Annotated in this window: 11 protein-coding genes; 7 read left to right on the forward strand and 4 right to left on the reverse strand. The window is 71.3% G+C overall.

Annotation, left to right across the window (positions count from 1 at the left end):
• Positions 1-4 precede the first annotated feature (4 nt).
• Positions 5-715 (forward strand): FadR/GntR family transcriptional regulator, encoded by a 711-nt coding sequence (locus ACWD4G_RS39920; protein ID WP_451302599.1) that lies wholly within the window; start codon positions 5-7, stop codon positions 713-715.
• On the opposite strand, the gene ACWD4G_RS39925 is transcribed toward ACWD4G_RS39920, so the two are convergent.
• On the reverse strand, positions 669-1,952 hold the full coding sequence (locus ACWD4G_RS39925; protein WP_451302601.1) for a phytase: 1,284 nt from the start codon (positions 1,950-1,952) through the stop codon (positions 669-671). The genes ACWD4G_RS39920 and ACWD4G_RS39925 overlap by 47 nt on opposite strands.
• Positions 1,953-2,784: 832 nt before the next feature.
• Here ACWD4G_RS39925 and ACWD4G_RS39930 point away from each other — a divergent pair.
• Positions 2,785-2,964, forward strand: a complete 180-nt coding sequence (locus ACWD4G_RS39930) for a hypothetical protein (RefSeq protein WP_451302603.1) — start codon at positions 2,785-2,787, stop codon at positions 2,962-2,964.
• A gap of 54 nt (positions 2,965-3,018) precedes the next feature.
• Here the strand turns inward: ACWD4G_RS39930 and ACWD4G_RS39935 are convergent, their stop codons facing one another.
• Both ACWD4G_RS39935 and ACWD4G_RS39940 read right to left on the reverse strand, forming a co-directional pair.
• Positions 3,019-3,645, reverse strand: coding sequence for an NAD(P)-dependent oxidoreductase (locus ACWD4G_RS39935; protein ID WP_451302604.1), 627 nt, complete (start codon positions 3,643-3,645; stop codon positions 3,019-3,021).
• Positions 3,646-3,756: 111 nt separating this feature from the next.
• Complete coding sequence (locus ACWD4G_RS39940; RefSeq protein WP_451302606.1) at positions 3,757-4,338, reverse strand: TetR/AcrR family transcriptional regulator; 582 nt, start codon at positions 4,336-4,338, stop codon at positions 3,757-3,759.
• A gap of 285 nt (positions 4,339-4,623) precedes the next feature.
• On the opposite strand from ACWD4G_RS39940, the gene ACWD4G_RS39945 reads away from it, so the two are divergent.
• The 5 genes from ACWD4G_RS39945 (at position 4,624) to ACWD4G_RS39965 (ending at position 11,370) form a co-directional block, all read left to right on the forward strand.
• Positions 4,624-5,925, forward strand: coding sequence for a lactonase family protein (locus ACWD4G_RS39945; protein ID WP_451302608.1), 1,302 nt, complete (start codon positions 4,624-4,626; stop codon positions 5,923-5,925).
• 62 nt (positions 5,926-5,987) lie between these two features.
• Positions 5,988-6,875: a GntR family transcriptional regulator gene (locus ACWD4G_RS39950; protein WP_451302610.1), complete on the forward strand. Its 888-nt coding sequence runs from the start codon at positions 5,988-5,990 to the stop codon at positions 6,873-6,875.
• 235 nt (positions 6,876-7,110) lie between these two features.
• On the forward strand, positions 7,111-9,771 hold the full coding sequence (gene acnA / locus ACWD4G_RS39955; protein WP_451302612.1) for an aconitate hydratase AcnA: 2,661 nt from the start codon (positions 7,111-7,113) through the stop codon (positions 9,769-9,771).
• A 216-nt stretch (positions 9,772-9,987) separates the two neighbouring features.
• Complete coding sequence (locus ACWD4G_RS39960) at positions 9,988-10,848, forward strand: IclR family transcriptional regulator (protein WP_451302614.1); 861 nt, start codon at positions 9,988-9,990, stop codon at positions 10,846-10,848.
• Positions 10,849-10,893: 45 nt separating this feature from the next.
• Positions 10,894-11,370, forward strand: coding sequence for a tautomerase family protein (locus ACWD4G_RS39965; protein ID WP_451302616.1), 477 nt, complete (start codon positions 10,894-10,896; stop codon positions 11,368-11,370).
• Positions 11,371-11,456: 86 nt separating this feature from the next.
• On the opposite strand, the gene ACWD4G_RS39970 is transcribed toward ACWD4G_RS39965, so the two are convergent.
• Positions 11,457-13,115 carry an acyl-CoA dehydrogenase family protein gene (locus ACWD4G_RS39970; RefSeq protein ID WP_451302618.1) on the reverse strand — a complete coding sequence of 553 codons (1,659 nt, stop codon included), beginning with the start codon at positions 13,113-13,115 and terminating at the stop codon, positions 11,457-11,459.
• Positions 13,116-13,144 lie beyond the last annotated feature (29 nt).

Raw genomic sequence — 13,144 nt, forward strand, 5'->3', positions numbered from 1 at the left:
CGTCGTGGCGCTGACGGACGAGGCGATGGACAAGATCAAGGCGATGATCGTGGCCGGTGATCTGCCACCGGGCTCCCGGCTGCCCAAGGAGGAGGATCTGGCCGGGCAGTTGGGGCTCTCCCGCAATTCGCTGCGCGAGGCGGTCCGGGCGCTGACCGCCATGCGCATCCTGGTGGCCAGACAGGGCGACGGCACGTACGTCTCCAGCCTGGAGCCCCATCTCCTCCTCGAATCGCTCTCCTTCGCGTCGGATGTCTCCCAGGGGCGGACGGCCCTGCAACTCCTCCAGGTACGGCGCATCCTCGAACCCCAGGCGACCGGCCTCGCGGCGGCGCTGCTCACGCCGGAGGACCTTCAGGAGCTGGGCGCCCTGCTGGAGTTGTCGCGGGCGGCGGCCACGGTCGAGGAGTTCGTGGCCCACGACATCGCGTTCCATCTGCGGATCGTCGAGGCCGTCGGGAACCCGGTGCTGTCGATGCTGCTCCGGGTCCTGTCCACCCGTACCCAGCGGGCCCGTATCGTGCGCGGCACCCGCACCGAGCGGGCCGTGGAACACGCCCACCGCGAGCACGAGGAGATCCTGCGCGCCCTGCGGAGCCGTGACGCCCAGCTGGCGGTGTCCGCGGCGACGGTGCATGTCGCCGCGGTCGAAGAGTGGCTGGCGTCGGTCAGTCGTCGACCGCGTCCAGCACCTCACCGAGGTCGACGAACTTGAAGCCGGTGCCCGTGCGGACGCCGCCCTCGCCGTCCGGGACCTCCGGGGTCTCGTGGCCGTCCTGGACGACGAGCAGGCCACGCGGATAGCGGTCGCCCAGCGGGGCGTTGAGGACGGCCGCGCCGTCGCACTCCTCCACACCGTCCAGCGTGTCCGTCGCGGCCCCGATCCGGAAGCCGCCCTCGTACTCGTTGCCCTCGCTCACCTCGCGGTCGTACAGGGCGAAGGTGTTGTCGCCCTGGCTGGAGGCGAGCAAGTAGCCGTCCCCGCCCTTCTCCTGATAGATCGTCAGCCCCTCGACATCGGCGGACAGCCGCTTGCCGCCGTAGCCGGGGTCGGCGCCCGGCTCGCACTCCTCGGTCTCCTCGTCGTAGGTGCCCGGGACGCCGTACTCCTTGACCTTGTCCATCAGGACGGGCTTGCCGGTGAGGTCGGCGCGCAGCCGCCAGATGCCGATGTCCTCCTGACCGGCGTACAGGGTGCCGGTGGCCGGGTCGACGACCATGCCCTCGACCTGCGGCAGTTCACCGGGCTCGCCGCAGGGGCTCCAGGTCGTACCGTCCGGCAGCCGGAAGGAGGCGGGCAGGTCGAGGGTGCGGACCTTGCGATAGCCGACGGTGCCGCCGGCCGCCGGGACGAGTTCGAGAAGGGCGAGGCGGGTCCGCTCCCGCCGGCTGACCAGGGCATAGGTACGGCCGCTGCTCCTGTCGGTCCAGGTGGCGAGGCCGTACGCGGTGCGCTGGTCGTTGATCTCGGCCTGATCGGCGGAGAAGACGGGCGCGGCGGCCGGGTCGGTGATGTCGGTGAGGGGGCCGCCGGGGCGGGAGGGGTCGATGCGGTAGATCCGCAGCCGGTCGTTGCCCCGGTCGCTGACCACCGCCACATCCGTCGGCCCGGCGGAGGTGGGCAGTCCGGTGACGAGGTCGACGTTGTTGTACCGGCCGGGGGCGTCGTCCTCTCCCGGTGGCGTGGGTGCGGCGATCGACTGTACGAGGCGGGCGTCCAGGTCGTACACCTTGAGGCCGCCCTCCTTCGCGGTGGCGACGACGAGGCTGCGGCCCGGGTCGGCGGGGTCGCGCCAGATCGCCGGGTCGTCGGCGTCGGCGTTGCCGCCCGCCTCGTCGTCGTGGAGCGCGGCCGTCTCGCCGGTGGCGGTGACCGTCGGCAGCGCGGCGGCACCGGCCCCGGCCGGGGTGGCCACGAGGAGGGTCAGCAGCAGCGGACCGGGGGCGAGCACGGCAACGCTTCTCACAACTCGGCGCGTTCTCACAGGTGTTCCTCACGGTCGTGGATGGCGTGACACGCAGATGGTGCGGAGAGAATCTTGCGCGCAGACAGATGTGACTTGTCCATGCCATGCGCCCGATATGGCGGCGCTTCGGCTGAAGTTCGCCCGGTGGTCGGTTGACGCATGGCCGACGGGGTCGGTTGACACCCGACCCGCGGCCGGTTGACGCACGGACGATGCGAGGTGGGCGGGCCCTCCGTGTAGCGTCGGAGGGCTGGTCCATCGGTCGTTCGGGGAGGGTGGTGCGTTGGCGGGGCGGGTGCGGACGATCTGGGAGGAGACTCCGCGTGGGCCTCGTACCGGGTGTCCCGCTGGCCCTGGTCGTACTCAGCCGGGTCGGGATGGCGCAGGCCGAGGCGGTGGAGGCCCGTGCGAGCGGGCGTCTCGCCGTACGCGTGGCCGGCGACTTCGCGGCATCCACTCCGCGACTGGTGCCCGGCCCTCGGACCGGTCTCGACGAGGCGGCGACCGGGCTGCTCGCGCTGGAACGCGCCGCGCAAGAGGCGATCCGGAACGAGGAGTCGGAGCAGAACGACTCCGGACTCGCCGAGCTGCGGCGGCTGTTGGAGGACGGCACATACGAGCGTGCCCTCGGCGGCTTCAGGGACACGGTACGGCCGGGGCGGCGGGCGGTACCGGCGGTGGCGGAGGTCTCGGCACACTGGTCGTTCCTCAGCACGACCGTGCGCAGCCGGATGCTGGAGACCGGCGGGCCCTGGCTCGATCCCCATCTGGCCGCCCGGATCGAGGAGTACGCGGCCCGGTTGACGGCCGACCCTATATGGACGGCTGGCTGCGGGACCTCGACATCGCGGTACGACGGTTCGGGAACGGCACGGACGTCTCCACCACCCTCCACGAGTTGTGGCGGCAACTGGAGACCGGCTCGGAGGTGGCCGAGGCGCTCGGTGGACTCGGCACGCCGAGCCGGGAGGCGGCCGAGGCCTTGCGGAGGCCCTGACTTCCACGGTTCGGGGCCGTACGGGCGCCCGGCGAGCCCGGCATCGGCACGGGCTCAGTCGGTGATCACGGGGCTGCGGTGGACCCACTGGTCGTCGTGGACCGCCTGGTGCATGAAGGCGGCCACATCCGCACGGCTGATCGTCGGGTTGCCCTTCATCGGCAGCCGGTCGTCCGCGGCGAACGCGCCCTTGGCGGGACCGTGCGTCAGCCGGGTCGGGTAGACCACGGTCCAGTCCAGCCGACTGGAGCGGACGGCCTCGTCGGCGATCTCCTTGTCGGCGTAGATCGCCCGCAACAGCGTGCTGTAGATCAGCTTCTGCGGACCGCTCGACCAGTCGTAGGTGTATCCGACGCCGAACGACGACAGCCATACCAGGCGCGAGACCCCGGTGTCCTCGGCCGCGTCGATCACGGCCGCCGAGGCGCGCGAGAACATGTCGGTCGGGCGTATGGACGTGCCCCGGCCGAGTGCGGAGACGACGGCGTCCTGTCCGGCCATCGCGGTGTGGATGTCGTGGCGCGAGGTGGCGTCACCGCGGATCACCTCGACGCGGCTGTCGAGGTCGCCCACCGCCGCCGGGTCACGGACGAGGGCGGTGACCGAGTCGCCGGAATGCAGGGCCAGTTCGACGAGGTGGCGACCGGTGGGGCCGGTGGCGCCGAGGACGAGCAGCTTCATGACACACGAGCCTTTCGAGGGCGAAGCAATAAACGGACAGCTGTCCGCTACCAGGAAACGTAGCGGACAACTGTCCGGTTCGCAATGCGCACCCCCGGCCACCCACAGCCCTCACCCCCGCCCGGGCGCCCCCGCGCGCAGCCCGTCCATGATGAGATCGAGGAGGCGGGCGGCCCGGGCCTGCCAGTCGCCCTTGAGATCGATCTGCCAGATGCCGGCGATGGCGAGGACGAAGTCGTCGGCGGTGATGTCCGGACGGATGGTGCCGGCCTCACGATTGGCGTCCAGCAGGAGTTCGATCGCCCCGACCACCGAGGCATAGCCCGGCTTCTCGGGGCCCCCTGTCGCACCGGTCGCCCGGCGCAGCGCGTCGGCGAGACCCGCCTTGGCGATCGCGAAGCGGGCGAGACGGTCCATCCATGCGCGCAGCGCCCGGTCGGCGGCCCGGCTCTTCAGCAATTCGGTCGCGCCGTCCACGAGTTGCCGCACCTCATGGCGGTGGACCTCCAGGACCAACGCCTCGCGATTGGGGAAGTTGCGATAGAACGTGCCCTGACCGACACCCGCCTTCTTGGCGATCGCACTCAGCGGAACATCCGCCGAACGCGACAACTCGACCAACGCCACCTCCAGAATCCGCTCGCGATTGCGCTGCGCGTCCGAACGCTGGGGCGCGTCACTGCTCGACTCCACTCGCCCTCCTCCCAGGGCCCCGATCGAACCCTCGCTCCACCGGACAGCAGTCCGCTACGGTCATCGATAGCGGACTACTGTCCACTTAGACCCACTTTAGCGCGCACCGCGCGGCCATCGCGGCCCTCGCGGCCCTCGCGGCGGGGCACCGTACGGACGAGACTTCGCTTCCCGCCCTGTTGTACCAAGCAGCTTCTCAATACAATCCCTGTCGTTCGTCTCGCAGATCACCTTTCGATCGCGGACCACCTTCCGAGGACGGGAGCCGTTGTGAACCTGCCCGCCATGCCTGCCAAGCCCTCCGAGCCCTCCGAGCCCTCCGACCGCCGGCCCATACCCAGCGCCCCGCCCACCCGTCGCACGATGGTCGCCGTTCCGGTCGCCGCCGCTCTGGCCGCCGCGTCCACCGCGGTCTCCGCGTCTCCGGCCGCCGCCGCTCCGGCCGCCGACGCCGTATGGACCGGCCGTCGCCGCCGGGGCTCCTTCGCCTATGTCGGCTCCCGCACCACGGCCGCCCGTGAGGGCAGGGGCAAGGGCATCGAGGTGTTCGAGGTGGGCCCGGACGGCGAGGACTGGGTGCCGCTCCAGACCGTCGAGTTGGACAACCCGACGTTCCTGGCCACCGACCGCACCCGGCGCTTCCTGTACGCGGTGCACGGCGACTTCACCTACGTCAGCGCCTACCGCGTCGACCCCGGCAGCGGGCGCCTGACCGCCCTGGGCCGGCAGGAGACCGGCGGCCGCAACCCCGTACATCTGGCGGTGGACCCGACCAACCGCTTCCTGGTGCTGGCCAACCACTCCACCGGCACCGTCGCCACCCTGCCCCTGCTGGACGACGGACGGCTCGGCCCCGTCGCCGATCTGCTGCCCCTCCCCGGCACCCCCGGACCGCACCGCGTCGACCAGACCGGCGCCAAGCCCCACCACGTGCCCTTCTCACCCGACGGCCGTTTCGTCGTCGTACCCGACAAGGGACTGGACCGGATCTTCACACTCACTCTGGACGCCGACTCCGGAAAGCTGGGCTTCGGGCCCGTCCCGTCCGTCGCCACCCGCGAGGCCGCGGGCCCCCGGCACATCGCCTTCCACCCCCGCCTGCCGTACGCCTACGCGATCGACGAACTCCGCTCGACCGTCACCGCGTACGGCTGGAACGCCGGGCGCGGTGAGCTGACTCCGCTCCAGATCCTCTCCAGCACCGCGCCGGACATGACCGGGGACAGCAGGGGCGCGGCGATCCTGGTCAGCCCGGACGGGCGGTTCGTGTACGCGTCGAACCGCAGCGGTGCGGGGGACTCGACACCGGGTGGGCCCGAGCCGGACACCGTCGCCGTGTTCAGGGTGTCGGCGAAGGACGGGACGCTGCGGCCGGTGGAGTGGACGTCGACCGGGGGCATCCGGCCCCGGTTCATCTGTCTGAGCCCGGACGGGCGGAAGCTGTACGCCGCGAACGAGCGCGGCCACACCATCGTCATCCACGACGTCGACACCGTGACCGGCCGGCTCCGGCCCAGCGGCGGTGTGGTGCGTACCGGGTCGCCCGTGTGTGTCCTCTTCGTGGAGCGGGATTCGCGCGGTTCGTAGGATGAGGGCGTCTGCCGGACCGTCGAGGTTCGCCGAACCACCATGTGAAGAGCGCAGGAGCGATGTCGCGGCCCGATCTGACCACCGCCATGGCCACCCGACTCGTCGACCTGATGCGACGCGGCGGTCTCACCGAGGGGGCCCATGTCACCGAGCAGTGGGCGGCCGACGAGCTGGAGGTCTCCCGTACGCCGGTGCGCAAGGCGATGCTGTTCCTGACCGAGGTCGGCATCCTGGAGCGGGTCCCCAACCGGGGGTTCTTCCTCGCCCGGGACGCGCACACCCTCACCAGGGCGGAGCTGAGCGGGGGCGACGACGTCGAGACCTCGGCGTACTTCGAGATCGCGGACGACTATGTCGGCGGGCGCTTCTCCGGCGCGTTCACGGCGGCCGACATCGCCCGCCGCTACCGGCTCACCGCGCGCCAGGCCGACCGGGTGCTGTCCCGGATGGAGAACGAGGACCTGGTACGGCGCAAGGCGGGGGGCCGGGGCTGGGAGTTCCAGCACGTCATGGCGACCGTCGAGGCGCATGACCAGAGCTACCGGTTCCGGATGATCATCGAGCCCGCCGCGCTGCTGGAGCCGGGCTTCACCGTGGACGCCGAGGCGTTCGCACGGCATCGGCAGCAGCAGGAGGCGCTGTTGCGCGGAGACATCCTGCTGCTGCCACGCGCCGAGCTGTTCCAGGTCAACGCCTCGTTCCACGAGATGCTGGTGGGCTGCTCCGGCAACCAGTTCCTGCTGGACGCGGTCCGCCGCCAGAACCGGCTGCGCCGTCTCATCGAGTACCGCCACCAACTGGACCGCTCCCGGCTCGCCGACCAGGCCCGCGAGCATCTGAGCCTCCTCGACCTGGTGGAGAGCGGCGACCTCAAGGAGGCCTCCGCCTTCCTGAGCGCCCATCTGAACAAGGTGCGCTCGATCAAGACGGGCATCGACGAGAGCTGAACCGGGCCCGACCGCCCGGCACCACCGGCCCGCCCGCCACAGGACCGCACCACACCCCTCGCGAGAGGGCACCGCCCACTCACGTAGCCGCACGGCACCACCCACTCATGCGACCGCACGGCCCACTCATGAGATCCGCACGCACGGACCAGTTGTATCAATCAACACCTTGAGACAATATGTGGGCGACCAAGCTCGCCGGCGCTCTCGCCGCGCCTCAGGACCGCAGGGGACCATGAACGCCGACCGCACCGCCGACCGCACCGCCGTGCTCACCGTCGAGGGCCGTTCGTACGGCTATCAGCCCCTCGACCGGATCATGCCGACCGCGGAACTCGACGCACTGCCCTACGCGATACGGGTACTGCTGGAGAACGTGGCCCGCAGGGCGCCGGAGGCGTTGGCGGATGTGGTGGCCCGGGCCCGGGCGGGACGCGGCGAGTGCGAGGTTCCCGTGCACCCGAACCGGATCATGCTGCACGACACGACCTGTCTGCCCGCCCTGGCCGACTTCGCCGCCATGCGGGACAGCGTCGCCGAACTGGGCGGCGATCCGGAGCGGTTGCAGCCGTCGATCCCGGTGGATCTGACCGTGGACCACTCGGTGATCGTCGAGGAGTACGGCCGCCCGGACGCCGTGGAGCGCAATCTGCTGATCGACTTCCGTCGCAACGGCGAGCGCTACGAGATGGTCAAGTGGGCCGAGCGGAGCGTGCGGAACTTCCGTGTCGTACCGCCGGGGACCGGCATCATCCACCAGGTCAACATGGAGGCGCTGGCCAGGGTGGTGTGGGTGACGGACCCCGACGGCGGGGGTCTGCCCCGGCTGCACCCGGACGTCCTCGTCGCCACCGACAGCCACACCCCGATGATCAACGCGCTGGGTGTCGTCGGCTGGGGCGTCGGCGGTCTGGAGGGACAGGCCGCCATGCTCGGCGAGCCGGTCACCATTCCCTACCCGGACGTGGTCGGCGTCCGCCTGACCGGACGGCTCCCGCAGGGTGTCGGCGCCACCGATCTCGCCCTCACCCTGACCGAACTGCTGCGCGCCACGGGCGTGGTGAACAAGTTCGTCGAGTTCTGCGGCGACGGCGTCACCACCCTGGGCTGGGCCGAGCGGGCCGCCGTCTCCAATATGGCCCCCGAGTACGGCGCGACCTGCGTCTACTTCCCCTACGACGACGAGACCGCCGCGTATCTCCGGCTCAGCGGCCGGGAGGAGGGACACGTCCGGCTCGTCGACTCCTATCTCCGCGCTCAGGGCCTCAAGCGCACCGACGCCCGCCCCGTCCCCCACTACGACCAGGTACTGGACCTCGACCTCGGCACGGTCGAGCCCAGCGTGGCGGGCCCGGACCTGCCGCACCGGAGGCTGCCGCTGTCCGGGGTGCCGGAGTCGTTCCGGGGGGCGGCGGGCCGTACCACGACCACGACGACGGAGTCGTTCGGTGGGCCGCTGCCCGACGGTCCGGTCGCCATCGCCGCCATCACCAGCTGCACCAACACCGCCAACCCGGCGCTCGTCATCCAGGCGGGGCTGCTCGCCGAGCGGGCCGTCCGCAGAGGGCTGACCTCCAAACCGTGGGTCAAGACCTCCCTCTCCCCCGGCTCACAGGTCGTCGAGGCGTATCTGCGCGAGGCCGGGCTGCTGACCTCCCTGGAGAAGACCGGCTTCCATGTCGTCGGCTTCGGCTGTATGACCTGTATCGGCAACTCCGGCCCGCTGCATCCGACGATGGAGGACCTCGCCGAGCGGGGCGCCATCGAGCCGGTCGCCGTCCTGTCCGGGAACCGCAATTTCGCCGGCCGGGTCAACCCCCGTGTCTCCCTGTCGTATCTGGCCTCGCCTCCCCTCGTCGTGGCCTACGCGCTGGCCGGGTCGATCCTGCACGACTTCGACACCGAGCCCCTGGGCACGGACCACGAGGGCCGCCCGGTCCTCCTGAAGGAGCTGTGGCCCTCCGACGAGGAAGTCGCCGCGTATGTCGCGGAGTTCGTACGGCCGGAGATGTTCCGTACGAACGCGGCGCGCATCCGGCGGGGCACCAAGGAGTGGCAGGAGATCGAGGCACCCGGCGGCACCCGTTTCCCCTGGCACCCGGAGTCGACGTACATCCGCAGGCCCCCGCATCTCACGGAACTGTCCGCCCAGCCGCCGGCCGGGCCGAGGATCGACCGGGCCAAGGTGCTCCTCCTCCTCGGCGACAACGTCACCACCGACCACATCTCCCCCGCCGGCGCCATCCCCGCCGGCAGCGCGGCCGGACAGTGGCTCACCGAGCGCGGGGTCGCCCGGCGGGACCTCAACCAGTACTCCACGCGCCGCAGCAACCACGAGGTCATGCTGCGCGGCGCCTTCACCAACGCGGCCGTCACCAACCTCCTCCTGGAAGGCGGTCCCGAGGCTCGCCCGGCGCCGGGCGGGCACGCCCGCACCGCCGACGGCTCGCGCGTCCTGCCCGTGCATCAGGCCGCGCCCACCTATGGGGAGGCCGGATACGACCTGGTCGTGGTCGCGGGGCGGAACTACGGGGCGGGGTCCAGCCGGGACTGGGCGGCCAAGGCCCAGGCGCTGCTGGGTGTGCGGGCGGTGATCGCCGAGTCGTACGAACGAATCCACCGGAGCAATCTGATCGGCATGGGCGTACTGCCGCTGGAGTTCGCCGAGGGCGACCACGCGTCGGCCCATCCCTTCACCGGTGAGCGGGAGTTGTCCTTCGAGGGGCTCGACGAGCTGACCGTGGGCACCAATCGGGTCACCCTCCATCTGCGGGGGCCGGGACAGGAGCACGCCACGGTCGAGGTGCGGCTGAGGGTGTTCTCCCGGCAGGAGCTTCAGTACCTGCGGCACGGCGGCATCCTGCCGTACGTGGTCCGCCGGGCCCTCGCCCAGTGAACTCCGTGCACGGGGAAAGCCGCCCACGAGGAAAGCCGTGCACGGGGAAAGGATGCATCCCGGCCCCGGGCCCGGGCCCCCACCGACGGCGCATGGGCTGTCTTCGTACGAAATCGGAAGCGACACACTCCGTTTACAAGACCGACATGGCTAACTACATTGGACGCGCGTCCACTCCAATGGATGACTTTCGGTACTTATCCCCGGAGACTGCCCATGCCCGTCCCCGTTTTCACCCCCGAGCATGCAGATCCCCCACTCCCCGGTACACCGACCTCCGAACGCGGCCAGCAGACCGCGGTCGACAAGGCGCTCGAACTGCTGAAGTCGCTCGCCGCACACGACCGGGAGATGGGTGTCAGCGAACTGGCCCGCCGGGCACAGCTGACCAAGTCCACGGCCTTCCGGCTGCTGCGCATCCTCCAGCGCAACCAGCTCGTCGCACGGGTCGGCAACAACTACCGGCTGGGCCCCCAGCTCTTCGACATCGGCAGCCGCGTCCACGGCCCCACTCCCCAGCTGATCCAGGAACGGCTGCTGCCCCATCTCGTCGACCTCTACGAACTGACCCGCGAGACGGTGCACCTGGCGGTGCTGCACGGCACCGACATCCTGTATCTGAACAAGCTCCACGGCCATCGCGCCGCACGTCTGCCCTCCCGCATCGGCGCCCTGCTGCCCGCCTACTGCACCGGCGTGGGCAAGGCCCTGCTGGCCTTCGACCACGACGCCGCCGAGGCCGCGATCACGGAGGGCCTGCCCGCCCGCACCGAGTACACCCTCAGCACCCCCGCCCTTCTGCGGGACGAGCTGCGGCGCATCCGACAGGACGGCGTCGCCCACGACCGGCAGGAGTTCGCGCCCGGTCTGACCTGTGTCGCCGTACCGATCATGGGCCCCCTCGGGCGCCCCGTGGCCGCGTTCTCCGTCGCCGGCTCCGACTGCGGCTTCGACGCCGCGCGCGCCGCCGCGGCCCTCCGCCGCGTCGCCCACACGGCGGCCCGCACGATCACCGCCGCGAAGGCCCTCGACGCGAGCCGCCAGATCTCCCGAGCGGGATTAGGACGACCGTCATAGGCCTGTGTAGCCTCCCGTTATAACGATCGCTATAGGGAGGGTGCCGTGACCGTCATCACCGTGAACACCGCCAAGGGCCGTCTGAGCCTCGAACAGCGGCGGAGGCTGGCCGGGACGCTGACGGACGCCGTGCTGGTGCCGGAGGTGGGCCGGTTCGCCCCGGCCGCGCGGCCCGGGTTCCAGGTGCACTTCGTGGAGCGTGAGGCCGACATGATGGCCATCGGCGGTGTCCTCGTCGCGGACGCCGGGCCGGGGGTCGATGTGATGGTGATCGATGTGGCGGTCATGGACGGCGACTGGCGCCAGGAGGTCCGCACCGAGGTAGTCGAACGGGTGCTGGCCGCGCTGGCCGAGGCCTGCGGGGTCGAGAAGCCGCCGCCTTCGTGGTGGGTGAACTTCCGGGTCATCGACGAGGGTAGCTGGGGTTCCGGCGGAGGCGTCCTGTCGATCCTGTCCCTGCTGCGGACCGGTGTGTTCACGGAGGAGAAGGCGAAGGCGGTCCGGGCGGCGCTCGGCGTCTGAGCCGCAGCATCCGAGCCCCCTGCACCCAGCCCCTGCCCGTGCCCCTGCCCGACGCTTCCGACGCCGGGCGGGGGCCGCACCGCCGATCACGTACTCGGCAGGGCCCGGCCCAGAATCCCGTTCAGATCGGCCGAGTTGGGCAGGGTGCCGAAGGAGTGCCCCCAGTCGCCGGCGAGCCGGGTGGCGCAGAAGGCGTCGGCGACGGCGGGCGGGGCATGGCGGACGAGGAGGGATGCCTGGAGGGTGAGGGCCATGTGCTCGACCAGACGGCGGGCTCCCGTCTGGTCGGTGAGCGGCAGCCGGTCCTTGAGGCGGCCCACGGCGGCGTCGAGGCGGGCGTCCGCGCCTTCGCTCAGGGCGAGTTCGGTGAACAGGGCGTCGACGGTGGCGGGCTCGCGGGTCAACGCCCGTAGGACGTCGAGGGCGTTGACATTGCCGGAGCCCTCCCAGATGGAGGCCAGGGGTGCTTCGCGGTAGTGGCGGGGCATGCCCGAGTCCTCGACATAGCCGTTGCCGCCGAGGCACTCCAGGGCTTCGGCGGTGAAGGCCGGGCCTCGCTTGGTGACCCAGTACTTGCCGACGGCGGTGGCGATCCGCCGGAACATCCGCTCGCCCTCGTCCCCGCGCAGCCCCCGGTCGGCCGCACCGGCCAGACGCAGGGTCAGGGTCGCGGCGGCCTCGGACTCCAGCGCGAGATCGGCCAGGACATTGCGCATCAGCGGCTGTTCCAGCAGCCGGGCCCCGAAGGCGCCGCGATGGCGGGCGTGGTGGCCCGCCTCGACGAGGGTCTTGCGCATCAGCGCGGCCGTGCCCATCACACAGTCCAGCCGGGTGCAGTTGACCATCTCGATGATGGTCTTCACCCCCTGCCCCTCGGGCCCGACCCGCCAGGCGACGGTGTCGTCGAACTCCGGCTCGGAGGACGCGTTGGAGCGGTTGCCGAGCTTGTCCTTCAGACGCTGGATACGGAAGGTGTTGCGGCTGCCGTCGGGCAGGACGCGCGGCACCAGGAAGCAGGTCAGACCGCCGGGCGCCTGGGCGAGCACCAGGAACAGATCGCACATGGGCGCCGAGGTGAACCACTTGTGCCCCCGCAGGGTGTACACACCGGGCTCGGCGCTGGGAGCGGCCGTCGTGGAGTTCGCACGGACGTCGCTGCCGCCCTGTTTCTCGGTCATGCCCATCCCGGCGAGCAGCCCGCGCTTCTCGGTGGGCACCCGCAGCCCGGGGTCGTACACACGGCCGGTCAGCAACGGCTCGTACACGGCGGCCAGTTCCGGCTGGCGGCGCAGCGCGGGCACCACCGCGTACGTCATCGCCGTGGGGCAACTGTGCCCGGCCTCGGTGTGGCCCCACACCAGCGCGCCGGCGATCCGGGCGACATGGGCGCCGGCCCGCTCCTCGGCCCAGGCGGCGCCCGCCAGGCCCGCGCCCACGGCGACCTCCATCAACCGATGCCAGCTGGGATGGAAGTCGACCTCGTCGATCCGGTGGCCGTAGCGGTCGTGGGTGCGCAGCTCCGGCTCGTACCGGTTGGCCTGCTCGGCCCACTCCTGCGCCTCGGCGCCGCCCGCCCGGCGGCCGAGCCCGCGCACGTCCTCCTCGGCCCACTCCGCGCCCTCCCTGCGCAGCCCCTCCAACAGGGCCGCGTCGTCGGACGCGTCGTACGGGGTCAGGGGCGGGGGCTGGTTGGTGACGTCGTGCGTGGCGCTCTGCGGCCGGTCGTGCGCGAGTGTCGGGACCATACGATGAGTATTACACCAACCCTACGACT

The organism is Streptomyces sp. NPDC002643 (assembly GCF_053592555.1).